This window comes from Streptomyces sp. NPDC021225 (assembly GCF_044332865.1).
GTDB lineage: Bacteria > Actinomycetota > Actinomycetes > Streptomycetales > Streptomycetaceae > Streptomyces.
In genome coordinates, this window is sequence record NZ_JBIRPV010000008.1 from 345,944 (window position 1) to 371,588 (window position 25,645).

General features: G+C 70.2%; 21 protein-coding genes and 5 pseudogenes. 7 read left to right on the plus strand and 19 right to left on the minus strand.

The annotated features are described in order from the left end of the window. Window positions 1–546: 546 nt before the first annotated feature. The 3 genes and pseudogenes from ACH4S9_RS32305 to ACH4S9_RS32315 form a co-directional block, all read right to left on the minus strand. Window positions 547–1,752: a TDT family transporter gene (locus tag ACH4S9_RS32305; RefSeq protein WP_398375077.1), complete on the minus strand. Its 1,206-nt coding sequence runs from the start codon at window positions 1,750–1,752 to the stop codon at window positions 547–549. Between the two features lie 13 nt (window positions 1,753–1,765). Next, window positions 1,766–1,858, minus strand: a pseudogene (locus ACH4S9_RS32310) (SAM-dependent methyltransferase); the annotation flags it as partial. A 217-nt stretch (window positions 1,859–2,075) separates the two neighbouring features. Beyond that, window positions 2,076–2,642 (minus strand): GNAT family N-acetyltransferase, encoded by a 567-nt coding sequence (locus tag ACH4S9_RS32315; RefSeq protein ID WP_311724076.1) that lies wholly within the window; start codon window positions 2,640–2,642, stop codon window positions 2,076–2,078. 116 nt (window positions 2,643–2,758) lie between these two features. Here ACH4S9_RS32315 and ACH4S9_RS32320 point away from each other — a divergent pair. After that, window positions 2,759–2,965 (plus strand): annotated as a pseudogene (locus ACH4S9_RS32320) (VOC family protein); the annotation flags it as partial. A 289-nt stretch (window positions 2,966–3,254) separates the two neighbouring features. Here the strand turns inward: ACH4S9_RS32320 and ACH4S9_RS32325 are convergent. Then, window positions 3,255–4,841: a multicopper oxidase family protein gene (locus ACH4S9_RS32325; RefSeq protein ID WP_398375080.1), complete on the minus strand. Its 1,587-nt coding sequence runs from the start codon at window positions 4,839–4,841 to the stop codon at window positions 3,255–3,257. Then, window positions 4,834–5,025 (minus strand): hypothetical protein, encoded by a 192-nt coding sequence (locus ACH4S9_RS32330; protein WP_398375081.1) that lies wholly within the window; start codon window positions 5,023–5,025, stop codon window positions 4,834–4,836. The genes ACH4S9_RS32325 and ACH4S9_RS32330 overlap by 8 nt, the downstream gene beginning before the upstream one ends. A gap of 74 nt (window positions 5,026–5,099) precedes the next feature. Between ACH4S9_RS32330 and ACH4S9_RS32335 the strand changes: the two genes are divergently transcribed. Then, window positions 5,100–5,726 (plus strand): LysR substrate-binding domain-containing protein, encoded by a 627-nt coding sequence (locus ACH4S9_RS32335; RefSeq protein WP_398375083.1) that lies wholly within the window; start codon window positions 5,100–5,102, stop codon window positions 5,724–5,726. A 38-nt stretch (window positions 5,727–5,764) separates the two neighbouring features. Here the strand turns inward: ACH4S9_RS32335 and ACH4S9_RS32340 are convergent, their stop codons facing one another. Beyond that, the gene (locus ACH4S9_RS32340) at window positions 5,765–6,115 is read right to left on the minus strand and encodes a hypothetical protein (protein ID WP_398375084.1); all 351 of its coding nucleotides are present in this window, start codon (window positions 6,113–6,115) and stop codon (window positions 5,765–5,767) included. On the opposite strand from ACH4S9_RS32340, the gene ACH4S9_RS32345 reads away from it, so the two are divergent. Continuing rightward, window positions 6,106–6,723: a hypothetical protein gene (locus ACH4S9_RS32345; RefSeq protein ID WP_398375086.1), complete on the plus strand. Its 618-nt coding sequence runs from the start codon at window positions 6,106–6,108 to the stop codon at window positions 6,721–6,723. The genes ACH4S9_RS32340 and ACH4S9_RS32345 overlap by 10 nt on opposite strands. A gap of 282 nt (window positions 6,724–7,005) precedes the next feature. Here ACH4S9_RS32345 and ACH4S9_RS32350 read toward each other — a convergent pair. Beyond that, window positions 7,006–7,583, minus strand: a pseudogene (locus ACH4S9_RS32350) (transposase); the annotation flags it as partial. 1,504 nt (window positions 7,584–9,087) lie between these two features. Between ACH4S9_RS32350 and ACH4S9_RS32355 the strand changes: the two are divergent. Further along, window positions 9,088–9,324, plus strand: a pseudogene (locus tag ACH4S9_RS32355) (GNAT family N-acetyltransferase); the annotation flags it as partial. Window positions 9,325–9,408: 84 nt separating this feature from the next. Here the strand turns inward: ACH4S9_RS32355 and ACH4S9_RS32360 are convergent. From ACH4S9_RS32360 to ACH4S9_RS32385, 6 genes and pseudogenes are all read right to left on the minus strand, one after another. Continuing rightward, window positions 9,409–10,173 carry a class I SAM-dependent methyltransferase gene (locus ACH4S9_RS32360; protein WP_398375088.1) on the minus strand — a complete coding sequence of 255 codons (765 nt, stop codon included), beginning with the start codon at window positions 10,171–10,173 and terminating at the stop codon, window positions 9,409–9,411. A 130-nt stretch (window positions 10,174–10,303) separates the two neighbouring features. Then, a pseudogene (locus tag ACH4S9_RS32365) lies at window positions 10,304–10,603 on the minus strand (transposase); the annotation flags it as partial. 40 nt (window positions 10,604–10,643) lie between these two features. Then, window positions 10,644–11,183 carry a GNAT family N-acetyltransferase gene (locus ACH4S9_RS32370; protein ID WP_311724085.1) on the minus strand — a complete coding sequence of 180 codons (540 nt, stop codon included), beginning with the start codon at window positions 11,181–11,183 and terminating at the stop codon, window positions 10,644–10,646. A gap of 303 nt (window positions 11,184–11,486) precedes the next feature. Then, the gene (locus ACH4S9_RS32375) at window positions 11,487–12,632 is read right to left on the minus strand and encodes a DUF6596 domain-containing protein (protein WP_361190443.1); all 1,146 of its coding nucleotides are present in this window, start codon (window positions 12,630–12,632) and stop codon (window positions 11,487–11,489) included. An 8-nt stretch (window positions 12,633–12,640) separates the two neighbouring features. After that, the gene (locus ACH4S9_RS32380; RefSeq protein ID WP_311724086.1) at window positions 12,641–13,048 is read right to left on the minus strand and encodes a YciI family protein; all 408 of its coding nucleotides are present in this window, start codon (window positions 13,046–13,048) and stop codon (window positions 12,641–12,643) included. 63 nt (window positions 13,049–13,111) lie between these two features. After that, entirely contained in the window at window positions 13,112–15,103 is a 1,992-nt protein-coding gene (locus ACH4S9_RS32385) for an alpha-L-fucosidase (protein ID WP_398375089.1), read from the minus strand. A gap of 97 nt (window positions 15,104–15,200) precedes the next feature. Between ACH4S9_RS32385 and ACH4S9_RS32390 the strand changes: the two genes are divergently transcribed. After that, entirely contained in the window at window positions 15,201–17,222 is a 2,022-nt protein-coding gene (locus ACH4S9_RS32390) for a family 20 glycosylhydrolase (protein ID WP_398375090.1), read from the plus strand. A gap of 445 nt (window positions 17,223–17,667) precedes the next feature. After that, window positions 17,668–18,846, plus strand: a complete 1,179-nt coding sequence (locus ACH4S9_RS32395) for a GDSL-type esterase/lipase family protein (RefSeq protein WP_385338201.1) — start codon at window positions 17,668–17,670, stop codon at window positions 18,844–18,846. Between the two features lie 84 nt (window positions 18,847–18,930). Here ACH4S9_RS32395 and ACH4S9_RS32400 read toward each other — a convergent pair whose 3' ends face one another. Further along, a complete protein-coding gene (locus tag ACH4S9_RS32400) occupies window positions 18,931–19,683 on the minus strand; it encodes an SDR family NAD(P)-dependent oxidoreductase (RefSeq protein ID WP_311724089.1) in 753 nt (250 codons plus the stop codon). A 253-nt stretch (window positions 19,684–19,936) separates the two neighbouring features. Continuing rightward, a complete protein-coding gene (locus ACH4S9_RS32405; RefSeq protein WP_311724090.1) occupies window positions 19,937–20,530 on the minus strand; it encodes a TetR/AcrR family transcriptional regulator in 594 nt (197 codons plus the stop codon). Between the two features lie 79 nt (window positions 20,531–20,609). Here ACH4S9_RS32405 and ACH4S9_RS32410 point away from each other — a divergent pair, with 79 nt between their 5' ends. After that, window positions 20,610–21,533, plus strand: a complete 924-nt coding sequence (locus ACH4S9_RS32410) for an oxidoreductase (protein WP_311724091.1) — start codon at window positions 20,610–20,612, stop codon at window positions 21,531–21,533. Window positions 21,534–21,625: 92 nt separating this feature from the next. On the opposite strand, the gene gap is transcribed toward ACH4S9_RS32410, so the two are convergent. The 4 genes from gap to ACH4S9_RS32430 form a co-directional block, all read right to left on the minus strand. Further along, the gene (gene gap, locus ACH4S9_RS32415; RefSeq protein ID WP_311724092.1) at window positions 21,626–22,624 is read right to left on the minus strand and encodes a type I glyceraldehyde-3-phosphate dehydrogenase; all 999 of its coding nucleotides are present in this window, start codon (window positions 22,622–22,624) and stop codon (window positions 21,626–21,628) included. 105 nt (window positions 22,625–22,729) lie between these two features. Beyond that, on the minus strand, window positions 22,730–23,650 hold the full coding sequence (locus ACH4S9_RS32420) for a GlxA family transcriptional regulator (RefSeq protein WP_398375093.1): 921 nt from the start codon (window positions 23,648–23,650) through the stop codon (window positions 22,730–22,732). A 143-nt stretch (window positions 23,651–23,793) separates the two neighbouring features. Continuing rightward, on the minus strand, window positions 23,794–24,762 hold the full coding sequence (locus ACH4S9_RS32425) for a GlxA family transcriptional regulator (protein WP_398375095.1): 969 nt from the start codon (window positions 24,760–24,762) through the stop codon (window positions 23,794–23,796). A 77-nt stretch (window positions 24,763–24,839) separates the two neighbouring features. Further along, complete coding sequence (locus ACH4S9_RS32430; RefSeq protein ID WP_398375096.1) at window positions 24,840–25,544, minus strand: cytochrome P450; 705 nt, start codon at window positions 25,542–25,544, stop codon at window positions 24,840–24,842. Window positions 25,545–25,645: the final 101 nt, after the last annotated feature.

Below are 25,645 nucleotides of genomic sequence, written 5' to 3' on the forward strand. Positions count from 1 at the left end.
CGCCACGATGTGGATCGCCTTCTTTCCTCATTCCATGCGACCAATGGCGGACACGGCCAGTCTGGCTGATTATCCCCATCCGCCCAGGGTGCTGCTTCCGCCTGGTATCCGCTGACGAAGCGAACCCATCCGACCGTCACGCCATCGACGGTATGACAGTGTGGGAGATGAGAGAGACATGTGAATGTGCCATAACGGCGGCAGATGAGGACATGGCATCAAGGCGGCGGTCTTTGCGTGGAATGCTGGCATGGCGCCGCGCGTCTTGATCCGACGCCGTGGAGTCCCCGCGGCCCGAGGTCACTGCTGTCCGGATGGTGGTTGCAGGCGACGGTCGCGACCCTATGGGCCGGCAAGTGGCCCGGCTTTCAGTACTGGGCGAGGCCGCCCGGCGGAGCCGGACCGGCGAACAACCGTCCCGCGATTCACCCGGGCTGGGGATCGTCGAGGCGACGCTGCGCGCCTGCGACCACTTCCGTCCGCAGTTGGCCCAGCCGATCGACGACTGCTCGGGTACCCCGCGGCGACGGTGGTGTAGTGGTCGCGTCACCGTCCCTCCGGCTCGACGGTCCCCCGGTGCGCGTGTCCGCCGACGGGCCGGCGCCACACGTGCCGGGCGGCATGGCGCAGGGAGTGGCCGGCCACCACCACCCAGGCGATGACGAGCAGCCCGTAGAACACCACGGCCATCCAGACGAACACTTCCGAACCGGTCCGCGCCGCAAGGGCGCCGGTGGCCGTCACGCAGGCGCCGACCGGGAAGATGAACGACCACCAGGTGGGCGCGAAAGGGAGCCCGGCCCGGATCGCCCGTACAGTCAGCCCCGTGGCCAGCACCAGCCACAGCATGGCGAAGCCCCACACCACAATCCCGCCCAGCAGCGCGAACACCGCGGCGCCCCCCGCGTAGGGCGCGGGCAGCGCGCTCGGAGCTACCGCGGCCAGCGCTCCGAGCGCCGTCACCGACTGGCCCAACGCCCCCGCCCCGATCCACACCGTAGGCACCACCGTTCCCGTGGGGGCCTCATGGTGCACCAGGCGGCCGTAAATCATGGCCAGCACCAGCAGCGCCGAGACCAGGCCGAGCCCGAGCATCGCGTAGCAGCCCAGCAGCAGGGCAAGCCGTACCTGTCCAGCCGGCGCATGAGGGACGAGCAGCGCGCCCGTCGCGGCCGAGACCATCGGTGGCACCACCGGCATCAGCCAGCCCCCGAACGCCGCGTCCGGCGCGAAGCGGTGCCGGGTGACCATCAGATAAGGCACCGTGCAGGCCGTGACAAGACCGAGCACGGTACCGAGCGACCACAGCACCCAGCCCACGTCCAGCGCCGCCTCGAGCCCGATCAGCCGGTGGCCGAGCAGCAGCGCCCCGGAGCCCACCGTGAGCAGCGCCATCGGCGGCGCGCCGAAGAACTGGGCTGTCACCGGATCACCGGAGTGCAACCGCAGCGCCCGCTGCCGGAGGTAAGCGACAGCCAGCAGGAGCAGCAGGAGCGCGGCGCCCAGCCAGACCACCATGGCGGCAGTCCGCAGCCCGTGGAAGCTCCTTGGCAGGGTGACCGCCGCGTTGGCGACGATGCCAGTGCCCATCACGGCCGCGAACCAACTGGGGCCGAGGAGCGGACGCCTCGTTCTGTTTGCCGTAGGCGCCAGAGGGCCGACGCACGGGGAACAACTCATTCCGCAAACCCTATGTTCGGTTGCGGCAGTGCTGTCGATCATGTCCTGATGTAAGCGCTGCATGGCACACATCTGGACGGCTGGCCTATGGACGTCGCGCAAGGAAGACGAACTCTGCGCCCGGCCGGTCAGGCGCGTCGCGGACGTCCTCCACCCTGTAGCCGTGAGCGGTCAGGTCCGTCGTGGTGTCGGCGTTGTGCGGGGGCTCTGCGATGGACTTGGCCGGTCCCTTCTACGGCGGTCCTTAGCGGTCCTTGCACTCTGTAGACGCAGTACGCCCCCCGGAACTCATCGCTGGGCCGCTCCCTCCCGCCGGGACTTCCGGGAGCAACGGTCAGGACGTGCGGTTGGTCCCGGAGTCGCGGGAACGGGCCGGTCGGCTGGGCAGGGGGCGGCTACCGGGGCCGCTCCCAGTCGGTCCGGGTGAGGCCGTACTCGACTTCGCCGTGCTCGGAGCCTTCGATCGCCTCGGGCCAGTCCCCGGTGAAGTGCCGCAGGAACGACAGGCCCGACTTCTCCATCACCCGCCGGGATCGGGTGTTGACCGCCATGGTGTTCGCGGTGATCCGCTCGACCCCCAGGTCGGTGAATCCCTTGCTGGTCAGCGCCCGGGATCCCTCGGTGGCATACCCCTTGCCCCAGGCGGTCTTGTTCAGTCGGTAGCCGAGTTCGACCACGGCGCCGCTGTGTTCGTCCAGGGGGCAGAACTCGAACCAGCCGAGGAACACTCCGGTGGCTTTTTCCTCAGTGGCCCAGTAGCCGCGGGTGCCCCAGCAGGGGTAGTCGTGGAGGAGCCGGGGCAGGGTCTGCCGCTGGATCGTCTCGCGGCTGGCCGGCTTGCCACCGTTGATGAAGCGCATGACCTCGGGGTCGTCGTCCAGTGCGAAGAGGTGGTCGGCGTCGGCGTCGGCGTCGGTGAACGGGCGCAGCACGAGCCGTTCGGTTTCCAGGAAGGTATGCATGCCTCGATCTTCACTGCCCGGGGCAGGGGCCTGCCACTGGATATCGCCGCAGGCCGGTGGGGTGATTGTGCACGGAGCGAGGGGCTGCGGCGTTCGACCGGCAGGCCGGGTTCGAACTCAGCCCCAGCAGCGACCCACGGACCGGGAAGCTCCCACTGCACATCGATGTCAACGCGGCCGACCGCGACCAGGACGCCGAGCCGGCGCGGCTGCTCGCTCTCGGCGCCAGGCCCACCGACGTCGGCCAGACCGGCACCGTGAGCTGGCACGTCCTCGCCGACCCGGAAAGCAACGAATTCTGCCTCCTGCGCCCCCGGCGCCAGGCCGTAGTCCTGACCGACCTCATAAGCCGACGACTCGCCGCGCGATCCTGCTTGCTTTCGGACCGACCCTGACGCCGTGAGGTCGGCGCCGGGCACGTCGAGGTCGCGGGTGGCGGCGGGGGAGCCGAGGCGAGCGTGATGTCGTGGTCGGCACGGATCCGCGGCTTCAGACGTCGAGCGCATCGGCCTCGGTGGTGCCCAGGAGGTAGTCCTTGGAGAGCGAGGGGCGCTCGTAGGGCAGGCTGGGTGGGGTGCTGCTCGTGTCCATGATGTGGGCAAGCGGAGCGCCTCAGATGATCTCGAGGTTGGCCATCATTCCCATGTCCTCGTGTTCGGCGTTGTGGCAGTGGAAGAGGTAGCGGCCGCGGTAGCCGTCGAAGCGGGTGATGATCTCTGCCGATTCGCCCGGCCGCAGCGAGACGGTGTCCTTGAGGCCCGCGTCGTGGGGGAGTGGCTGCTTCCCGCTGCGCGAGAGCACCCGGAAGCCGACCAGGTGCAGGTGGACGGGGTGGTGGACGTCGGCGATCAGCCGCCACACTTCGACATCGCCGAGAGGGACGGTGACATCGGTGCGGGCGGGGTCGAACGGCCGCCCGCCGATCAGCCATCCGTGACCGCCGTGCATCCGCCCCGCGCGGAAGGAGAAGTCGCGTACCCGCGCGGCGTCCGACCGGCGCCAGGCCGGCACATCGTTCGACAGGACGCGCGGGATGCGGCTGCCGTCGGCGGCCTTGCGCGCGACCCGGAAGGCCATCACGTCGCGGGTACGGCCGGAGCCGAGCCGGTTGACGATCCTGACACGGTTGCCGACAGGGACGCTGGAGAAGTCGATGACCACGTCGTAGCGTTCGGCCGGCGCGATCGGCAGGGACCGGTGGGTGGCCGGCGCCGCGAGCAGTCCCTGGTCGGCGCCGACCTGGACGAGATCGAGCCGGCGGCCGTCGTCGGTGACCGCTTCGAGTTCGTAGTGCCGGGCGTTGGAGGCGTTCAGGATGCGCAGCCGGTATCGGGCCGCGTCGACCTCGTGCATGGGCCACGGGGCGCCGTTGACGAGGATCACGTCGCCGAGCACTCCGGCGACGTTGGCCTCGCGGACGCCCGGCTGCTTCCGCAGGGTGGGGTCGAGGGCGGGGTAGTGGAGGTGGCCGTGGTCGTCGAAGGCACGGTCCGCGATCACGAGCGGCAGCTCGCGCCGCCCCGCGGGCAGGCCGAGTGATTCCTCGGCGTCGTCGCGCACGAACTGAAGCCCGGCGAGTCCCCGCCAGATCGCGGGGGCGGTGAAGTCCATCCGGTGGTCGTGGTACCAGAGAAGTGTCGGCCGTTGGTCCATCGGAAACGTGTAGTCCCGCGTCAGCCTGGTCACCACCGCCCGCGGATCGTGCATCCCGCGCATGCCGTGCATCGTGTGGGCGGGGTCCGGCCAGCCATTGGGCAGGACGAGGTCGGTCGGGTATCCGTCGGAGCTCGGCGTGTTCCGTCCACCGTGCAGGTGCACGACGGTCGGTACGGGCAGCTCGTTGCGGTGCGTCACGGTGATCGGCCGGCCGCGGCGCGCCTCGATCGTCGGGCCCGGGAAGGTGCCGTTGTACGTCCACATCGGTGTCCTGACTCCGGGCAGGATCTCCAGGGCCGCCTCGCGCTGGGTGATCTCGTATCGATCGACGCCGCCCGAGGTGCTCACCGGCTTCAGCACGGACGGAAGCGGCAACGGCACCCGGAACGCGAGCGGCAGCGGTACCGCGCTGCGCAACTCGGCACCGGTGGCCGGCGGTCGGCGCGACAGCACGGCCGCGGCCGACAGCCCGGTGGCCGACATCAGCCCGAGCGCCCCGCCGAGGCCCAGCACCTGGCGCCTGTCCACGGTTGGCTCACGCACCGTTGGCCTCCTCACGGGAGACGGGCTGCCGCCAAACGGCGATGAACAGCACGACGAGCCCGACGATGGTCAGCACGCCCAGCGGAAGGTGCAGCCACAGCGCCCCGTCCAGCCCGGCGAAGTACTGCACCGTCTCGGCCGCCACCAGGGCCAGCGTGGCGAGGAACGGCCACGCCGGACGCAATCGAACGCTCCCTCGGAGAGCTCGAGGCGGGCAGGCGAGCCGTCGCGGAAGCCACCAGCGAGGGTGTGCGCACCGTGAGGCTGGCGTCGGAGACCTTCCTCACCCTCACCGGGCCGCTGGCGGCTTACAAGCGCGCGCATCCCTCCATCGAGATCGAACTCCACTGGTCGCCGGCTGAGGACATGGCCCGCCGCCTACGAGCCCAGGACGTCGATCTGTGCGTCGCCTCCCAGCCGATCGATGCCGGGGGCCTGGAGCGGGTGCAACTGCTCGACGATGCCGTCGGGGTGGCCACGCCACTTGATCACCCGCTGGCGGGCCGTGCGTCGGTGAGCATCGACGAACTCGCCGACCAGCCGTTCATCACCGCCCGCAAGGGGCACTGGCAACGGCGCCTGCTCGATCGGCTCTTCGCCGCACGAGGCCTCACGCCGAAGATCGTCTGCGAAGGCGACGAGCCCAGCGCCATCGCCGACCTGATCGGCGCGGGGCTCGGCATCGGTCTCGTCCCCGCCTTCGCCCGGCGTACGGCCACCCGTGCCCCGCTCGCCTGGATCGCCGTCGACAGTCCCGACTGCCGTCGCACCATCACCCTGTACTGGGGCGCCGACAGCCACCTGTCGACCGCCGCCCGCCTGATGCGCACCACGATCACCGGTTGGAACTGGAGCACCGCCGAACCACGAGAGAACCGCGGATGACGCGCTTATGGGCCGGGGCTATCACCCCGACGTCGCGGTCAGCCCGCCGCCCGCGGCCGGAGCTTGGCGGGGTTGCGGACGGCCCAGATGTGCTTGATCCGGCCGTCTGCGACGTCGAACGCGTACGCCGCCTGGGTGCCGCCGGCTCGCTGGACCATCAGACCGGGCCGGCCGTTGACCGTATGCTCCGGAATCGTCACGCCGTCGGCTGTCCTGCCGGCGACAACGACGATGTTGTGCGCGATCCGCTCGCCCCCTTCGATCGGGCGGAACGCGGCACGGACCAGGCTGCCGCCGTCTGCGGTGAAGGTGGCGCCGGGGGCTATTGAACGAGCGTCTCTGCGGCTTGATGTCCTGGCGCACCGGGTACCGCAAGCGTATGCGGGCATGGGGACAGGCTCTGTGGGCGGGGCGCTGGGAGGAGACTCTTCTGCGGCGGGTGGTACGGCGCGTGCTGGAGGGCGCAGAGCCGCAGCCGCGATGGGTGCCGCGGCGCGCGCTGACGGTGGTGTCGGCCGATATCGACGCCGCCGGCGGCGTCGGGGCGGTCTGGTTCGTGTGGCGTCCGAAGTCCGCGCGGGCCCGTGAGCACACCGTACTCCTGGAGTGGTACGACGATCAGTGGCAGTACGTGGGCGGCGGAAGTGGCCCGGTGAATGACACCGCCGACGTCGACGTCATCGAAATCCACAGCGGCGGGGGCGTGCGCAGCCTCACTCGCCGCCACGATCCACCACACTCCATCGCGACGGCCCCATGGATCAGCTGTGTCGAAGTCCACCTCGGGCAGGACGTCGGCCACGTCCTCATCGGCAACCGCCGGATCAAGGCTCCCGAGCAGCGCAAGCTCATCGCCGCCTGGATGTCTCCTCACGCCGACCGCGGAGCCCGTCCCGTCATTGTGGCTCTCGGGCATGACGGCTCCGAACTCTCCCGCATCGGCCCTTACGACGGCCTGGACACCCACACTTGGGCACAGCTTGAAGAGGAGTCGTAGCCGGTCCGCTGACTGCGTGGGTCGACCGGCGCGCCGCAGTACGCCAGGGCTGTTTCCGGCCGCCAGTGGATGCGGGATCGCCGAGTGCGCCGTCGGCGACGCCGTCCGGTTCGGTGAAGTAGACGGCGTACCGCCATCTGTCCGTGGGTCGGGACGGGACGGGGGCCGTCGGTGTCCCAAGGGTTGGCCAGTGCGGTTGCCGCTTGCCTGCCATGCGGGCACGGTACTGCTCGTGGTCGGGCTCACCGCTCACGCGGCGCTGGTCAGCGGCCGGCAGCCCCAGCGGATGCCGAGCGGGCCGAACTCGTCGAAGGCGAACACGCGGTCCGGGAAGCGGTCCGGGACTCCTCGGTGCGGTCGAGCTTGGTGTCGCGCTCCGGGTCGGGTGACTCTTTCCAGGTCTTGGTGCGCTGGAAGGTGATGCCGCGGCGGGCGAGCAGGCACCATAATGCCTCGCGGTTGATCCGGATCACGTGTCTGTGGAGGCGGCGCAGGTATGCGGCGAGCTTGCGGATGGACCAGCAGGTGAAGGGCTGGCCGAGTTTGGTCGGTCGGGCGGTGGCCGTCTGGACGACGAAGCCCTCGTCGTCAGGACTGAGCAGGCGGGGACGGCCTCCTGCCCACCGAGGGTCCAGGCAGGCCAGGCCGATCTCGCTGAACCGGTGGATCACGTCCCGGACGGTGTCCTCGTCGGCCTGGACCAACTTGGCGATCACCGGAACCCGGTTCCCGCCGGCCGAAGCCAGCAGCATCATCGCGCGCCGGTACCGCACCGAACTCGTGCTTCCCCGGCGCACGATCTGCTGCAGCTTCTGACCTTCCTGGTCGGTCAACCTGCGCACACGGACAGGCTCAGCCACCACACCTCCAGCGATGAGCCGAAGCTCAATAGTTGTCATCGGCAGAGCCGGATGACGTGGCGAATGGGACCGATCAAGACGCCCGACGATCACCCCACCTACCAAGCGCTCAAGCCGCTGCGCGACGCCCACGCCGAACGGCTGGCCACAGCGCTCCACGACGGCCAAGGACTTCGCCAGTGACTGTGGTCGGGCGGCCAGTCCGGCCGGTTTGATACTCGGGAAGTGTCTGAATCCCCGACCGCCGCACGGTCGGCCGGACCCGGGCCCCGCCCAGGGCTGTTGCGGTGTGTGCGGCCTCGCGAAAGAAGGCTCAGCGACAACTCACTGGATCAGGTCGGTGTGCGGATGCTCCGGAGATGCCGGGCAGACATAGAGCTCGCCAACTCAGTCGATTGAACGTCACCGGACACCCAACCTCTGGAACCGCCGACCCGGTAAACCTCCCCGGTCAGAGAACTAGCCATAAGGACCCGCAGGGGGGCGCAAGCCGGGGGCGGCCTCGCCTCGTCGCAGATGCTTGGTATTCGGGTCTACCTGGTAGATGTAGCCCGGCGCAATGTCGTTTGCGGGTACTACAACGGCCTCGAACTGGCTTATGTCGCGGCCGTTTCGGGCGGCGAGATCGAGTGCCTGCTCCCTGACTTTGTGGTCGGGGGTCACCGGGTTACCTGCCGAGTCAACGACGCGGTGCACATGAACGATGACCCCGGTCGCCGGGTGGTACACGACGCAGCACTTGACCGACTGGATGCCCCTCGCTCCCGTCGTTCCGTAGAACATGTCCATCGCTGGTGAAATTCGCGATTCCTGCCTTCGCGCTGCCGATCAGTCCACTCAGATTCCCGTAGGTGAAAATCGGCCTCGGCTGGTCAGGTACATTGAAGACTGTGGTGTGATCGGCATTGCCCCAGCCCCACACATTGAAGGACCACGAGTTGTCATAGCCCATGGCGCTGTCCTTTCTCGTTCCTCGAGCCACGGGTCAGGTTCGTCAGCACCACCGCGAGGAAGAAGACAACAACAAGCTGAACCGTCGCGTGAGCATCGCGCTATCGGCCTGCTGTAATGGTGGTGAGGGACGTTGTGCTGCCCCGGCCCCGGCCCGGGCCCGGGCCCGGTTCTGGTGCGTACGCCACTTGCAGAGTGACGAACTCGAGGAACCAAAGCGCTCGCCTCCAGTATTCACCGCATATCGGAACTGTGCATCCGCGCGCCTCGACCGGAGCTGTGTGTCGGGTGAACAGGCGTTGGTGCAAGGAGCGCACCTCGTCCTGGGCGAGGCTGAGAGGGGTGGCCTCGGGCGACAGGGCGAAGACGGCAAGGTCCTGCTGGCCGAACGCGAGGCTGGCCGATGCCGTGTGAACAGCTTGAATCCATCCGCATGCTCACTCAACCAAGGCATGGACCAGGGCTCCCCGCCGCCCTGCCTGCGGGTCGGCGGGGAGCACCCTCAGACGCGCCATGAAACTCGCCGTGCCGGCGGCACTGGAGCACGTCTACCGCCCGTGCCGCTGCTGGGAAACTGGGCCCGTACGCGCAGGTGGAACAGGCGTCGGGACGGGTGGTCGGGGCCACGGCCTACTGGGATCCGCGACTGTGGCCTACAGGAGACGGCCTGTGCGCGATCGAGGTTGCTTTCACCTGGCTCGCAGCCTCGGCCCAGGGCACGGGCGTGAACACTGAGGCAAAGTACTTGTTGTTTCGGCACGCGTTCGAGAACTGGGGAGTCGCGCGCGTCGCAAGGCCAGGCGGGTGCGGCAGTTCGGCCAAGGGAGCGTCTTCAAAGTCCCGTCTGCCCGGCGCTGTGTGGTGCGCACGCTCCCTAGGGCATTCCGGGAGGGACGGGCTCCGCGGTACCGCGCCGCGCCACGAACACGAACTCGCTGCCCGGCCGGTCGGGTGCGTCGCGTACGTCTTCGACGACGAAGCCGTGCTCGTGCAAGTCCCGCTCGACCTCCGTACGTTCGCGGAAGCGAAGTGTCGATTCCGAGGTCAGTACGTCCCCGTCCGCAGCGAACACGTGCGTACCCCGGAAGCTCACCAGCGGCAGGCTCACGTCCGTCAGCTCGGCCCAGGCCTCGACGTGACCGACGCCCGGGATGTCCGTCATGCGGTACGTGGTCTCGCGCGTCCACTCCGCCCATTCCTCCCACACGCGCTGCGCCGGATCGCGCGTCTCGAAGACAAGCCGCCCGCCGGGCCGCAGCGCCTCGTACGCGCCGCGCAGCGTCGTACGCCACGCCTGCGGATCGGCGATCGCCTGGGCGACGTTCCCGGTCATCGTCACCAGGTCGATTTGCATGGGCGGCAGGTCCCCCGCGTCGCCGTCGAGCCAGCGCACCCGCTCGGCGCCCGGCTTGCCACGCGCGACGTCGACGGACGCTCGCGCGGGATCGATCCCGGTGACCGTAATGCCGCGCTCGGCGAGCAGCAGCGCGAACACGCCCGTACCGCACCCGATGTCCAGCACGGACCGCGCGCCGAACTCTTCCGCCATCGCGAGATACGCGTCGAGATCGTTGCGGTCCGGATCGAGTGGGTCGTAGATGGCGGCGAGGCGCGGATGCCCGAACATTGCGTCAACCATGGAGGCGAACGTATGTGGCACCGAGCCCGTACGGCCACTGCTTTTTCGGGTTACGGCGCCAAGCGGGCGCGGCGAATTGCGCCGCTGATCCCGGCGCCCCCACCGGGCACGGCCGTACCGAAGCGAACCTCAGGAGCGAGGCGAAGGTGACGGCCGCTTGGTAGGACTCGGAGGTCTTGTCGTAGCGGGTCGCGATACCACGCCACTGCTTGAGGCGGTTGGAGCACGGTTCCACGACGTTGCGCCGTCTGTAGAGCTGCCTGTCGAAGCGGGGCGGGCGTCCGCCTCGGCTGCCGCGGCGGGCCCGGTTGCGCTTCTGGTCGGCCCGCTCGGGAACGGTGTGGGCGATGCCGCGCCGCCGCAGCCAGGTGCGTATCGCGCGGGAGCTGTAGCCCTTGTCGCCCAGCACATGAGAGGGCCGCAGCCTGGGCGCGTACGGGCGGGTACTCCCCGGGGGTTCCGTCACGAACTCAACTGGACGGCGTGACCGGGGACCACATGCCGAGCCACTGCTCGGCGCCCCATGCCTCGAACCGCTCTACCTCGGTGAACCCTAGCTTCGCGGCGAGGCGCATCGAGCCGACGTTGGCGGTCTGGGTGGTGAGCACCACCGGCTCGCCGGGAAGGACGCCGTCGAACCAGCCGAGTGCCGCCGCGCACGCCTCGGCGGCGTACCCGAATCCCCACGCCCGAGGCAGGAACAGGTAGCCGAGATCGGCCTTCCCCACGGCAGCCGGGCGACGGTGCCCGGTTGCTCTCCTGAGCAGGATCTGGCCGATCATCGCCCCTTCGAGATCAACGACGAAACTCCCGGGCCACCGCTCGGGCACCTCAGGCGTCTCGCGCTCAAGCTCGTCACGCGGGCGGGGACCGCCGACGTAGGTGTTCACCTCTGGCGAGGCGAGCAGCTCGATGAACGCCGCACGGTCCCGCGCCTCGGGCTCACGCAGCACGAGCCGCTCGGTCCTGATCGGCTCAGGCGGCCAAGCCACGAGTCCCAGATCCTCCATCCGCGCACGCTAACAGATGGTCAAACCGACCGAACGGGAAACGCCCAGCTTCCCGGCCTGCGCCCGCTGCCCTGCGGTGACGACCATCCCCATGAGCTTCTGCCCCTGCTCCCATACAGGGCGGGCTCGACCCCTGGCGGCTCCTTCTGCCCGGCGCTGTCCCGTCGGGCGCCGGCGGCATGCCGAGTGCGCCCGTGTGATCGTGGAGTCGACCGAGACTTCTCACCAGGTCTGTCCGCCCCCGTCGGCCAGGGTCCGCAGCCCGTCCAGGACCTGGTTCCGGACGGGCTCCTTGGAGATCAGTCAGCGGCGCAGGTGGGTGTTGAGTCGGGCGGCTTGGCGTGTCAGGTGGTCGCGCTCGGCGAGGTTGGGTGCCTTGTGGGCCGCCTCGGCGTAGAGACGTGCCGCCGTGGCCGGGTCGCCGTCGCGCTCGTGGAGGTAGGCCGCCGCCGCGGTGTGGCGGGGCAGCGAGGCGTCCAGGGTGGCGAGGGCCGCCAGGCCGGCGCGCGGTCCGTCGGCCTCGCCGACGGCGACTGCGCGGTTGAGCCGGACGACCGGGCTGTCGGTCAGGCGTGTGAGCTCGTCGTACCACTCGACGATCTGTACCCAGTCGGTCTCCTCGGCGGTGGGCGCGTCCGCGTGGAGTGCCGCGATGGCGGCCTGGGCCTGGAACTCGCCCAGCCGGTCGCGGGCCAGGGCCGCCTGGAGGATCTCGATCCCCTCGGCGATCGCGGCGGTGTCCCACCGGCCGCGGTCCTGCCCGGCGAGCGGCACCAGGCTGCCGTCGGGCGCGGTCCGGGCGGCGCGCCGGGCGTGGTGGAGCAGCATGAGGGCGAGCAGCCCCGCGGCTTCGGGGTGGTCGATCGCGGCCGCGAGCTGACGGGTGAGCCGGATGGCCTCGGCGGCGAGGTCGACGTCACCCGAGTAGCCCTCGTTGAAGACCAGGTAGAGGACGCGCAGCACGGTGGCGACGTCTCCGGGCCGGTCGAACCGCACACCGGCGACGGTGCGCTTGGCCCGGCTGATGCGCTGCGCCATGGTCGCCTCTGGCACCAGGTAGGCCTGGGCGATCTGGCGGGTGGTCAGCCCGCCGACGGCGCGCAGGGTGAGCGCGACCGCGGACGCGGGTGTCAGCGACGGGTGGGCGCACAGGAAGTAGAGCTGGAGTGTGTCGTCCACCGTGGGCGCGGGCCCGGGCGCCGGTTCCTCGTCGATACGGTCCTCGCGTCGGCGGCGGGCGGCGTCCGCCCGGGCGGTGTCGAGGAACCGGCGCCAGGCCACGGTGACCAGCCAGCCCTTCGGATCGCGCGGGGGGTCGGTGGGCCAGACGCGGACCGCCTCGATGAGCGCGTCCTGCACGGCGTCCTCGGCCGCCGCGAAGTCTGCTCCGCGGCGGACGAGGATTCCGAGCACGCCCGGCGTCAGGCTCCTCAGCAGGGCATCGTCCATCGGTGAGGTCATTCCGTGATGGTGGGCGGCTCGGCCAGGAACGGGCGAACCTCCAGCCATTCGTGGATCGGCTCCCCGCCCGCCCCGGGAGCCGCCGACAGCTCCCCGGCCAGCTCGACGGCGCGTTCGTAGCTGGCGACGTCGATCACCATCCAGCCGGCGATGAGATCCTTCGTCTCCGCGAACGGGCCGTCGGTGACCGGCGGGCGCCCTTCACCGTCATACCGGACGAACGTCCCCTCAGGGGCGAGCGCCTGGCTGTCGACGAACTCACCGGTCTCCTCGAGCCGGTCCGCGAAGTTGCGCATGTACCGCACATGCGCCGAGACCTCCTCCGGCGTCCACCGCTCCATCGGCACATCGTTGACCGGCGCCGGGGCGCCGCGGTAGTGCTTGAGCAGCAAGTACTTGGCCATCGTGTTACTCCTTGGTGCTGGTGCCACCCATTGTGGTCACCTTCACCCCGGGGACGAAGCCGGCTACGGATTCTCGACATCGCCGCCCGATTTTTTTGGGGTGGTGGGTGTGACCGTGCGATACAGGCCCACGGTTGCCAGCTGTGGCGTGGCGCGTGCGGCCTGGACACGGACGCGGATGCGGTCGGTGCGGACGGACGCGTCCAGTCGCAGGATGCGGCTGTACCCGATGGTGGTGCCGCTGGCTGCCTGGGTCCAGGTGGTGCCGTTCCAGGTGTCGATGGCGAATTCTTCGATGCGCTGGCCGCGGGTGATGTTCTCGCGGAGGAGGATCTGGTCGAAGGTCTGCGCCTGGGGGATATTCAGGGTGACGCTGCCGGTGGTGGCCTGGCCGGCGGGGGACCAGCCGGTGGACAGGTCCTCGTCGGTCAGCGCGGCGCCTGTCGCATCCTGCTGGGGGGCGAGCAGGTTGGTGCGGTAGGTGTCGCGGATGGCTGTGCCGAAGGAAGTGAGATGGGCGAGGTCGCTGTCGGCGATCCGCCCGTTCGTGCCGGGCGGCGCGTTGAGCAGCATCACGGCGTTGCGTCCGACGGATTGCTGGTATTTGCCGACGAGCTCGGCCGCGGACTGGGGCTGTTCGCCGGGGTGGTAGAACCAGCCGGGCCTGATCGAGGAGTCCGCCTCGGCGGGGAACCACTGGAGATAGCGCACATCGGGCCGGGCGAGGACCGTGCGGGAGCCGATGTCCTGGGCCCATGCGCCGCCGGGGATCAGCCCTTCGTTGTGTGCCGTGTCCGGGTCACCGGTGGCCGGTGTGACGCTCCACTCGCTGGTCCGCGCCACCCCCGCCTCGTTGCCCACCCACCGGGTGCCCTGCGGGCCGGCGAAGACCACGGTGTCCGGCGACAGCGCCTTGATCATCTTGAACCAGGTGGTGAAGTCGTATGTTTCGCTGATCCCTGAGCCCGCCCATGGGTTGGCGCCGTCCAGCCACAACTCGTCGATCGGCCCGTACTGGGTGAACAGTTCGTAGAGCTGGTTCAGGTAGTAGGCGTTGTAGTCGTCCGCGGTGACGTCGAAGACCGGCAGGGTGCCCTGTGCCACGGCGCGGGTGCGGTCGTCCCCGGGGACCAGGGTGGGGATCGTGCGTGCCGTGGGTTTGCTGGAGTCGCCGTACCGGCCGTGGCCGGCCGGGCTTGCGGGCGCGTCTTCCAGCGTGGCTTTCTCGGCGGTCGAGCGTGAGCCGGCCGGTTTGGCCTCGATGGCCGGGATATAGGTGTCACGGTGCCATGCGGGAGGCAGTTCGGCTCCGTCGGAGGGGGACAGGTAGACGCCGACCCGCAGTCCCGCGGCGCGGGCCGCGCTCACGTATGTGCCGAGGATGTCCCCGCCCTGCCGCTCGCAGCCCGCTTTCCGCGCCCGCCAGTACGCGGCGGGGTCGGTGTCACGTTCGCGTTCGGCCGCGGTCCGGGCGGCGGTGGCCTCCTCGGCCCGTTCGCAGCCCGTGGTGCTGACCCACCAGGGGCTGGCGATCACGGAATGGCCGCTGTAGCGGGTGGGGTAGAGCACGAAGCCGTCGTGGTGTTTGGCGGTGAAGATGACCTGTTTGGCGCCCATCCCCCGGTACGCGCGCATCCACTGGGCCACGTCGACGTCCGGCGGGGCGAAGCGTGATTCCTTCTCCATGCCCGAGCCCCACTCGCGGTCGGTGAAGGTGTTCATCCCGAAGTGGGTGAAGCCGATGATGCCGCGCTGCTGCCAGGCCACCTGGGAGGGGCGCGGCACGATGTTCGCGGCCTTCTCAATGATGCGCGCGGGGCTGTCGCACTCCTCCACGGCCATGACCGGCGCCGGCGTCACCGGCTCCTGGCACCCCGCGGCGCCGCCCGCCGCCGTTTCGGTCGCGGTGGCCGCGGTGGCCGCGGTGGTCGCGGTGGTCGTGGTGGTTGCTGAGGCTGCGGGCGGTAGGGCCGCTAACCCGGTCAACGCCGTGATCGCGGCGGCGGTCAGAGCGCTGCGCAGGGAACTTTTTCTCGAGTACGGGAACAGATTCATCGGATGTGTTCGCCTCTCGATGCCTGGACACCGGTCACGGCCGACGAGCCTAGTAACCGTGTCCACGGCTGGGAAGTGGGTAACAACCCTCATGCCCATGGACACAGTGATCCAACGACTGCGCTCCACGCGCGGACGCCCCCGCTGGGCCGTCTGCCTCCTGGCCACCCTGGCCCTGGCCTTGTTCGTGCCACCGGCCCTGCCCGCGTCGGCACTCACCCCCGCGTCCGCTGCCGCCCGCACCCCCGCCACGCCCCAGGTGATACCGGCCCTTGCCGGGTGGACCGCCGGCACCGGCACCCTCCAACTGCACCAGGGCTCCCGCATCCTCGCGCCCGCGACCGGGCAGGCCCAGGCCGATGCGGCCACGTTCGCCGACGACCTGGCCGGCGCGACCGGACTGAGACTGCCCGTGGTCACCGGACAGGAGCCCCGCTCCGGCGACGTGGTCCTGCGCCTGGACCCCGGCGCCGGAGACCTCGGCACGCAGGGATACGAACTTCTCGTCTCCGACACCGTACGGGTCACCGGAGCCACCGCCGACGGAGTCTTCCTCGGCACCCGCACCGTGCTACAGATGCTCAACGGCCAGACCCAGACCGTGCTGCCGCGCGGCCGGACCGTCGACGTCCCCCGGTACGCAGAGCGCGGCGTGGGAGTGTGCGCCTGCTATATCCACATCTCGATGCCCTGGTTCGAGCGGCTGATGCGGGAGATGTCCTATCTCAAGCTCAACCAGCTGTGGATCGAGGCGAAAGTCGCCAGCGACGACTATCCGAAGACCAAGTTCTGGGGCTACTACACCAAGGACGAGATACGACAGCTCTCGGCCATGGCGAAGAAATACCACATCACCCTCATTCCCGAGATCAACTCCCCGGGACACATCGACCCCTACCTCCAGAACCACCCCGAACTCCAGCTCACCGACTCCTCCGGCACCCCCTCGCCCTCGCGGCTGGACATCACCCGGCCCGAGGCCTACACCTTCTACACCCGGCTCCTCGACGAGGCCCTCACGGTCTGGGACACCCCCTACTGGCACATGGGCGCCGACGAGTACATGCTCGGCTCCGACTACGCCGCCTACCCCCAGATCGCCGCCTACGCGAAGGCCAAATACGGAGCATCGGCCACTCCTCAGGACGCGTTCATCGACTTCGTCAACCGCGTGAACACCCACGTGCGGGCCGGCGGGAGAACCCTGCGGATCTGGAACGACGGACTGACCGGCGACAACACCATCCCTCTCGACTCGAACATCGACGTCGAGCACTGGACCCCCGAGGCAAAGCAGCCGCCCTCCGCGCTTCTCGCCCAGGGCCACCAGGTCATGAACTCCGCCTACTCCCTCTACCTGATCCGCGGCGGCTCGAAAATGAGAACCCAGGCCCTGTACGACAGCGACTGGACACCCCTGCGCTTCGAAGGAGAGACACTCACCGGCCCCCAGCCCCGGGTCACCGGCGCCAAGATCACGATGTGGCCCGACTTCGCATCCGAACAGACCGAAAACGAAGTCGAGACCGACGCGTTCATGCCGCTGCGCTTCGTCGCCCAGACCACCTGGGGCAGCCCCAAACCCGCCCCCACCTACACCGGTTTCGCCGAACTCGCCGACCGGCTCGGCCACGCCCCCGGCTGGAACAACGTGACACGCCTCCCGCTGAAGGACGGCACCTACGCCCTCACCCTCCCCGGCACGGCCAAGCGCCTGACCACGGCGGGCACCACGGAAGGTGCCCCGGCCAGGCTGGCGGCCGACCCCGACGCGGCTTGGGCCCTGTCGGCGACCCCCGACGGCTACTACCGCATCCGCGCGGTCCGCGGCGGCACCACCACCGGCAAGTGCCTGGACATGGCCACCGGCCGGCGCTACCTCGGAGCGCCCCTGGAAGCAGGCGCCACCATCACCCAGCAGACCTGCTCGGACAACACCCGCACACAGCGCTGGCAGCTGACCGCCACAGACGGAACACTCACCTTGGTCAACGCCATCTCCCAACTCGCCCTCGCCGACAACGCCGACGGCCTGGCCGTACAGATGCCCCCGGACACCCGGACCCCGACCGCGCTGCGCCCGGTGGCCGGAAAGCGGAAATCCGCCCACGATCACTGACATCGTGGATACGGGGAACGCGAACTGCCCGCCGACTCCCCAGCGCCGACAACAGGCGATGTGAACAACGATTTTCGCCGCCGGAGGGACGGACCGCGCCTCATCCGTCCCTCCCGCGGCCACCACCGCCGCCTCCCGCGGCCACCACCGCCGCCTCCCGCACCACTCCCAGCGTTCCGGCGGCGGTGAACTCGGCGATGAGTAAACCTTGCCTAAAGCTATTAGGCGATTGCATTATGGTTGTCGCCGCATAGGGGGAGGGTTATGGTTAGAGCCGAGCCGACCCCGGACCGTCTGACGGGACACACGCCGTCCGGCTGTTTGGGCAGCGTCTTCCACGGCTACGTCGGCCTGGAGCCGGCCGGAGGGCCGCCGGAGGAGGTTCGCCGCGCCGCGCGGCGGCGCACATGCACAATCCGGAAATCTTGATCAACAGGCTGAAGCGATGAAGACCGAGCACGACACGATCACCACACCCGTCACCGCCGACATCCTGCGCGGTCATCTCGACGTGGAAGCGACCGCGCACGGTCTGCTCCCGCATCGGCTGCCCGCCCGGGCGCGTCGGCAGATCCCTGACGACCAACTGGCCGTGGCCGAGGCCCAGCCCTCCGGCGTGCGGCTGGTTTTCCGTACCCGGGCCACCACGATCGAACTGGACACGCTGCCCACCAAGCGGATCTACCGAGGTTTCCCGGCCCCGGCGGACGGCGTGTACGACCTGCTGGTCGACGGCCGTCTCGCTGCTCAGGCCACGGTGGCCGGCGGTAATGTGCGCATGATCACCGACATGGTCACCCAGTCCTCCGAGTTGTCGGAGGGGCCGGCCCGCACCGCCCGGTTCACCGGGCTGCCGGCGGGTGACAAGGATGTCGAGATCTGGCTCCCGCACACGGAGATCACCGAGCTGATCGCCCTGCGCACCGACGCCCCAGTCGAGCGGGCGCCGGACAGCGGGCGCAGGGTGTGGCTGCACCACGGCAGTTCCATCAGCCACGGCTCGAACGCCACGCATCCGACCGCCACCTGGCCGGCCCTGGCAGCCGCCTTGGGCGGAGTGGAGCTGGTCAACATGGGGTTCGGCGGCGGCGCGTTGCTGGACCCGTTCACCGCCCGCGCGATGCGGGACACCCCCGCGGACCTGATCAGCGTCAAGGTCGGCATCAATATCGTCAACTCCGACGTCATGCGCCTGCGCGCCTTCGCCCCCGCGGTCCACGGCTTCCTCGACACCCTCCGCGAGGGACATCCGGCCACGCCGCTGCTGCTCGTGTCCGCCATCCTGTGCCCGGTCCAGGAGGACACCCCCGGCCCCCTCGCGCCCGACTTCGACGGGGGCACTCTGCGGTTCAGGGCGACGGGCGATCCGGCCGAACGCGCCGCCGGGCGCCTGACGCTCAACGTCATCCGCGACGAACTCGCCCGGGTCGTCCACCAGCGTGCGGCCGACGACCCGAACCTGTACTACCTCGACGGCCGCGACCTGTACGGCGAGGGGGACTATGCCGAATTCCCGCTGCCCGACGAGGTCCACCCCGATCCCGCAGGACACCGCCGCATCGGCGAGAACTTCGCGCGGCTCGCGTTCGGCGATGGCCGCCCCTTCGCCAACGTAACCGGCTGACCAGACGGGTTCCCGCAGTTCCCGCGCTCGGGCAGCCCGGTCCGGTTCGACCAGCCGACCGCCGTGCGGTGTCCTGGCGGGAGGTCAGACGGCGGTGCGGCCGCCGTCGACGGGCAGTACGGCGCCGTGGACGAAGCTTGCCGCGTCGCCGGCCAGGTAGGCGATCGCCTCGGCGATCTCCTCCGGCTCGGCCGGGCGGCCCGCCGGGGCTTGGGCGGCCAGCGCGCCGAGGTCCTCGCCCATGCCCGCCGTGCCTTCCGTCCGGGCGGGCCCGGACCGGACGGCGTTGACACGGACCCCGCGCGGGCCGTACTCCGCGGCCCACGCCTTGGTCAGAAGTTCCACGGCCGCCTTGCTCGACCCGTACAGGGCCATGCCCGGCGCCCCGTAGGCGGCCACCTGGGTGCTCACGTTGACGATAGCGCCTGTGTTGCGCTCGGCCATGGCGGGCGCGAGTTCCGCCACCAGGTGGAACGGCGCCTTCACATTCAGCGCGTAGACGGTGTCGATCTCACTCTCGGTCGCCTGCTCGGTGGGCCCGAAGGGGTAGATGCCCGCGTTGTTGATCAGGATGTCCACCCGGCCGCCGCCGAGCTCCATGGCCCGGCGCGCCAGCTGCCGTACCGACTGCGCCTGGCCCAGCTCGGCGGCGATGAAGTCGGCCCTGCCGCCGCGGTCGCGTATGGCGGCGACCACGGACTCGCCGCGGGAGGCGTCCCGGCCGGCGACCAGCACATGCGCGCCCCGCCGGGCCAGCAGCGCCGCAGTGGCGGCGCCGATGCCGCTGGTCGCTCCGGTGACCAGGGCCACGCGTCCGGTCAGATCAAGAGAACCCATGAGGTCGTCCTCCGTATCGGAGAGGTGAGGGCCGGGTGCGGCGGTGCCGCACCCGCTTGCCCGTCAACTCCTCCGCGAGCCGACGTGCCTGGAACCGCCCCCTTCCACTGTGCGATTCCGGCCGCCCCATCGGCGATTCCTGGAGCGACCATCAGCGCAGCCGCCCTTTTCCGCCGCCGTGGCCTTCGCAGCCAAGGCCGACCTTGACCAGGGCCGACCTTGACCAGGGCCGACCCGCTCGTCCCGCACGGTTCTAATCCGGCTCGCAGCCGCGCAGGAGGGAGGCGATCACGTCGTCCAGTCCGTGCTCGGCCACCTGTGGTGGCAGCATGCCGCTCACGCTCAGGCCGGCGTAGCCGTGCAGCCCCGCGAAGAGAGGCAGAGCGACCCGCTCCAGGGGCCCCTCGCGCACCTCGCCCCTGCGCTGCCCGTAGCTGATCAGTTCGAGGAGCCGCTCCGACCAGCGGTGGGCTGTCGCCCCCAGCGCCTCTGATGCCTCCGGGCAGTGCTTGACGGAGAACATCAGATCAAGCAGCGCGGCGTTGTCCACTGCGAAGCCCACGTAGGCGCGAGCAGCGGCATCCAGCCTCTCGGGGAACGACTCGCCGGCACCCTCCTGGGAGTCCGCGATGGCCTCGGCGAGCCGCTCGAAGCCGGTCCGCGCCAGGGCGTCCAGGAGGTCCTGCTTCGCCTTGAAATGGCGGCTGGGCGCGGCGGGGCTCACCCCGATGTCACGGGCCAGTTCCCGCAGGGACAGCGCGCCCGCTCCCCGCTCGCGCAGGGTCTGTTCGGCGCGGGCGAGCAGGGCGGCAGGGAGGTCTCCATGGTGGTAACGGCGGTTCTTCATGCCCTCAGCCTAGCCCGGTGTGAGCAACGCCCACATTGTAGTCGTTGCAAACATTGTGGGCACCGCATACATTGAGGGCATGGCAAAGAACGCGAATACACAGCCCTGGACCATCAGTGACATTCCCGACCAGAGTGGCCGTACGGCCGTCGTGACCGGCGCCAACAGCGGGCTCGGCCTCGCCACCGCCAAGGCACTGGCCGGCGCTGGTGCCCACGTGGTGCTCGCCATACGGGACCCGAAGCGCGGCGAGGACGCCGCCGCGAGCATGAACGGCAGCGTGGAGGTACGCCGCCTCGACCTGGCCGACCTCTCGTCCGTGCGCGAGTTCGCCGCCGATTGGGACGGCGACCTGGACCTGCTCATCAACAACGCCGGCGTCATGAACATCCCGGAGGGCCGCACCAAGGACGGCTTCGAGATGCAGTTCGGCACCAACCACCTGGGCCACTTCGCCCTGACCAACCTGCTGCTGCCGCGCATCACCGACCGCGTGGTGACGCTGTCCTCCGCAGCGCACAAAACCCCGGGAAGCCCTCGCATCCACTTCGACAATCTCGACCTGACCGGCGAGTACAGCCCGATGGCCGCCTACAGCCAGTCCAAGCTCGCCAACCTGCTCTTCACACTGGAGCTCCAGCGACGGCTCACCGAGGCGGGCTCGCCCGTACGCGCCCTGGCCGCGCACCCCGGCTGGGCCGCCACCAACCTCCAGGGCCACGACGCCAGCCTCCTGCGCGGCCTCTTCATGCGTCTGGGCAACCGGCTCATCGCCCAGGACAGCCAGGCCGGTGCGCTGCCCACGCTGTACGCCGCGGTCCAGGATCTGCCCGGTGGGAGCTACGTCGGCCCCGACGGCAGGCTCGAAATGCGTGGCGCCCCGACCCTGGTCGGCCGCTCGCCCGCTGCCAGCGCCCCCGTCACCGCCCGTCGCCTGTGGACCGTCTCCGAGGAACTGACCGGCGTCACCTTCCCTCAACCCGCCACCACGGCGCGCGGCTGAAAACCCGGGCCGGGATCACGGCAGTCTTGTGGGCTACGAAGCCCACAAGACCGCCTGCGCCGTAGGCGCGCCCCGGCAGGCTCGGGGCCCGGTCAGCGTGCGGCGAGGAGTTCCAGCGTGTCGATGACGCGGTTGGAGAAGCCCCACTCGTTGTCGTACCAGGCGACCACCTTGACGTGGCGGCCCTCGACGCGGGTGAGGGCCGCGTCGAAGATCGACGAGGCGGGGTTGCCGACGATGTCGGACGAAACGAGCGGGTCGTCGGAGTACTCGAGGACGCCGGCGAGCGGGCCCTGCGCGGCGGCGCGGTACGCGGCCAGCACGTCGTCGCGGGTCACGTCGCGGGCGACGGTGGTGTTGAGTTCGACGATCGAGCCGACCGGCACCGGCACGCGGATCGAGTCGCCCGACAGCTTGCCGTCGAGGTTGGGCAGCACGAGGCCGATGGCCTTGGCGGCGCCCGTCGTGGTCGGCACGATGTTGACGGCGGCGGCGCGGGCGCGGCGGGCGTCGCGGTGCGGGCCGTCCTGGAGGTTCTGCTCCTGCGTGTAGGCGTGCACCGTGGTCATGAAGCCGTGCTCGATGCCGGCGAGCTCGTCGAGCACCGCGGCCAGCGGCGCGAGCGCGTTGGTCGTGCAGGAGGCGTTCGAGACGATCGTGTGCACGGCCGGGTCGTACGTCTCCGTGTTGACCCCGTACGCGAGCGTGACGTCGGCGCCATCCGACGGCGCACTGACCAGCACCTTCTTCGCGCCCGCGTCCAGGTGGGCGCGGGCGGCCTTGGCCGACGTGAAGCGGCCTGTCGCCTCCAGCACGATGTCGACGCCGAGCTCGGCCCACGGCAGCTGCGCCGGCTCGCGCTCGGCGAGCACCTTGATGCGGCGGCCGTCGACGACGAGGGTGTCGCCGTCGACGGTCACCGGACGCCCGAGCCGTCCGGCCGTGGTGTCGTAGGCGAGAAGCCGGGCGAGGGTGGCCGGCTCGGTGAGGTCGTTGACGGCGACGATCTCGAGGTCGCTGTCGCGCTCGAGCAGGGCGCGCAGCACGTTGCGCCCGATGCGGCCGAATCCGTTGATGGCGATGCGAGTCATGAGTGGTGTCCCTTCGGTTCGGCACCAGCCTCGCGTGCGCGATCCGGCCGCGGCTGTGGCGTGAGCGCCATGGTTCGAAAGGATCGCGCCAGGCCGGGCGGCGGGCTACTCTCCCCGGGTGAAGGTCCGCCGGTACTCGCTCGGTGTGGTCCCCAGGATGCGCTGGAAGTGCGTGCGCAAATTCGCGCCGGTGCCGAGGCCGACGTTGTTCGCGATCTGCTCGATGCTGCGCTCCGAACGCTCGAGCAGCTCACGGGCCAGGTCGATGCGGGCGCGCATGACCCACTGCATCGGCGTATACCCGGTGTCCTCGACGAAGCGCCGCGAGAACGTGCGCGGCGAGACCGCCGCGTGCCGGGCGAGGGCCTCGAGGCTGAGGGGTTCGTCGAGCCGGTGCAGGGCCCATTCGCGGGTGGCGGCGAACCGTTCGCCGAGCGGCTCGGGCACGCTGCGCGGCACGTACTGCGCCTGGCCGCCGCTGCGGTAGGGGGCCGCGACCAGGCGCCGGGCCGCGTGGTTCGCCGCGGCCACCCCGAGGTCGCCGCGCAGAATGTGCAGGCACAGGTCGATGCCCGAGGCGGCGCCGGCCGACGTCAGCACGCTGCCCTCGTCGACGAACAGAACGTTCTCGTTGACCCGGATGAGCGGATGCTTCGCCGTGAGCGCCCGCGTGTAGTGCCAGTGCGTCGTGGCGCGCTTGCCGTCGAGCAGGCCCGTGGCGGCGAGCGCGAAGGCGCCCGTCGAGATGGCGGCAAGCCGTGCGCCCCGGTCGTGTGCGGCGATCAGCGCATCGACCACGGCCTGGGGCGGGTCGTCGCGGTCCGGGAACCGATAGCCGGGGACGAAGACAATGTCGGCCCACGCGAGCGCGTCGAGGCCGTGGGCGACGTGGTGCGCCAGGCCGTCGCCGCCGGCCACGAGCCCCGGTGCCGCACCGCACACCCGCACCTCGTACGGCATACTCGCCCGGGTCGTGAACACCTGCGCGGGAATGCCGACGTCGAGCGGTTTCGCACCCTCGAGCACAAGGACGGCGACTCGACGCAGGCGGGAGGACGGTACGGGAAACGGGGGACGAGGGCATGGGCCGGTCCGCTCGTCCTCACCGACAGTGCCGGCCACGGTGGTGTTCCGGGGCACGTGACTCACTTCGCCTGCTCGATCGGACGTCATGTGGGTGGGTGCGGGACGTGGCGGGTGAAAGCGCGCCGGTAAGCGGTCGGAGTGGTGTTGAGCGCGCGCCGGAAATACAGGCGCAGGTTGGCGGCCGAGCCCAGGCCGGAGTCGCGCGCCACCAGGTCGATGGAGCGGTCGGTGGTCTCCAGGAGTTCGCGTGCCAGGCCGAGCCGGGCGCCCACCAGCCATTGCAGCGGCGTCGTGCCCGTCTCCTCGACGAAACGGCGCATGAAGGAGCGCTCGGACATGCCGGCGTGGCGGGCGAGTTGGGTCACGGTGAGCGACTGCCCGAGGCGTTCCAGAGCCCAGGCCCGGGTGTCGGCCAGCGCGGTGTCGCCGGTGACCGCGACGGGTGCGGGTACGTACTGGGCCTGGCCGCCCTCGCGGTGGGGAGCGGCGACTATGCCCCGGGCGATCCGGTTGGCCACGACGGCACCCAGGTCGCGGCGCACGATGTGCAGGCACAGGTCGATGCCGCAGCACACCCCGGCCGAAGTGAGGACGTTGCCCTCGTCCACGTAGAGCACGTCACGATCCACGCGCACGGAGGGGTAGTCCCGTTCGAGTTCGTCCGTGTGCTGCCAGTGTGTGGTGGCGTGCAGCCCGTCGAGCAGGCCGGCCGCGGCCAGCGCGAACGCGCCGGTACAAATGGACACCACCCGCCGGCCCCGGTCGCGGGCCGTGGCCAGCGCGTCGAGCACCGCCGGCGGCAATGGCCCGGGGTGTGACCGGAACCCCGGACCGAACCCCGGCACGATCAGCGTGTCGGCTCCGCTCAGGACGTCCAGTCCGCTGGTGACGGCCAGCGGGAAGCCGCTGGTGGTGGAGGCGGGACTGCTCGGTCCGCACACGGAGACCTCGTAGGGGGTCTCCGTGCGCGGGCCGAAGATCTGCAAAGGGATGGCCAGGTCGAGCGGGGCCATCCCGTCCAGCGCCAGCACAGCCACTCGATGGACGGTCATGGCGGTATTCTAACGAAAGCAGGCACTCCTGCCACGTGTGGGGGAGTGGTCGGCGCAAGGAGGGCCGGCGGCCCGGCTCAGGAGAGCCGGACCGGCAGTTTGTCGAACGCGACCAGGCGGTCGGTGCGGACCTCGAGCGGCTCGCCGGCGAGCTCGACCGAGGAGTACCGCTCGGCGACGAGGCCGAGAATCACGTTCGTCTCGGCCCGCGCCAGCAGCTGCCCGGCACACGCGTGGGTACCGAGCCCAAAGGTCAGGTTGCGGCTCGCGTCCGGCGGACGGTTGTAGTCGAACGCGTCCGGGTTCTCGAACACCGCGGGGTCCCGGTTCGCGGCGCCGATCGGGTACTTGATGCACGATCCTGCGGGGATGTGCACGCCCTGGATCTCGATGTCCTGGTTCGGGAACCGCGTGATGATGAGTTCCACCGGGTTCAGGCGCGCCAGTTCGTTGGTGAACGCGTCCCGGATCTCCGGCCTCTCCCTGAACTGCTTCATCAGGTCCGGTCGCTCGGCGAACAGCTTGAACCCGGCACCGATGAGGTAGGCGGGATTCGGGCCGCCCGACATGTACAGCAGCACCGTGGTCTCCAGGACCTCACGCCACGTGAGCTCGCCGCGCTCGTGTGCCGCCAGCAGCTCATCGACCAGCCCGTTTCCCGGCTCCTCGGCGGTCTGCTTCTCCCGCACGTACCGCTCGGTCTCGGCGAACATGAAGTTCATCCCTGCCAGCGACTTCGCGTGGATGCCCTCGCCCGGTCGGCCCCGGACGATTACGGCCAACCTTCGTCCGCCCTCTCGGTGCCGCGGCCGCTCGTCATCAATGGCGCCCAGCGGCCGCTTCACCGGTCTCTCATCACGTGGCCGGTCGCGGTGCGGGCCGT

Coding starts and splice junctions, on each gene's coding strand:
- ACH4S9_RS32400 (WP_311724089.1), bottom strand. CDS start 19,683: ATGGGTTCTCTTGATCTGACCGGACGCGTGGCCCTGGTCACCGGAGCG.
- ACH4S9_RS32345 (WP_398375086.1), top strand. CDS start 6,106: ATGCGGGCATGGGGACAGGCTCTGTGGGCGGGGCGCTGGGAGGAGACT.
- ACH4S9_RS32405 (WP_311724090.1), bottom strand. CDS start 20,530: ATGAAGAACCGCCGTTACCACCATGGAGACCTCCCTGCCGCCCTGCTC.
- gap (WP_311724092.1), bottom strand. CDS start 22,624: ATGACTCGCATCGCCATCAACGGATTCGGCCGCATCGGGCGCAACGTG.
- ACH4S9_RS32360 (WP_398375088.1), bottom strand. CDS start 10,173: ATGGTTGACGCAATGTTCGGGCATCCGCGCCTCGCCGCCATCTACGAC.
- ACH4S9_RS32370 (WP_311724085.1), bottom strand. CDS start 11,183: ATGGAGGATCTGGGACTCGTGGCTTGGCCGCCTGAGCCGATCAGGACC.
- ACH4S9_RS32375 (WP_361190443.1), bottom strand. CDS start 12,632: ATGGACGATGCCCTGCTGAGGAGCCTGACGCCGGGCGTGCTCGGAATC.
- ACH4S9_RS32425 (WP_398375095.1), bottom strand. CDS start 24,762: ATGACCGTCCATCGAGTGGCTGTGCTGGCGCTGGACGGGATGGCCCCG.
- ACH4S9_RS32315 (WP_311724076.1), bottom strand. CDS start 2,642: ATGCATACCTTCCTGGAAACCGAACGGCTCGTGCTGCGCCCGTTCACC.
- ACH4S9_RS32410 (WP_311724091.1), top strand. CDS start 20,610: ATGGCAAAGAACGCGAATACACAGCCCTGGACCATCAGTGACATTCCC.
- ACH4S9_RS32395 (WP_385338201.1), top strand. CDS start 17,668: ATGAAGACCGAGCACGACACGATCACCACACCCGTCACCGCCGACATC.
- ACH4S9_RS32380 (WP_311724086.1), bottom strand. CDS start 13,048: ATGGCCAAGTACTTGCTGCTCAAGCACTACCGCGGCGCCCCGGCGCCG.
- ACH4S9_RS32390 (WP_398375090.1), top strand. CDS start 15,201: ATGGACACAGTGATCCAACGACTGCGCTCCACGCGCGGACGCCCCCGC.
- ACH4S9_RS32385 (WP_398375089.1), bottom strand. CDS start 15,103: ATGAATCTGTTCCCGTACTCGAGAAAAAGTTCCCTGCGCAGCGCTCTG.
- ACH4S9_RS32340 (WP_398375084.1), bottom strand. CDS start 6,115: ATGCCCGCATACGCTTGCGGTACCCGGTGCGCCAGGACATCAAGCCGC.
- ACH4S9_RS32305 (WP_398375077.1), bottom strand. CDS start 1,752: ATGTGTGCCATGCAGCGCTTACATCAGGACATGATCGACAGCACTGCC.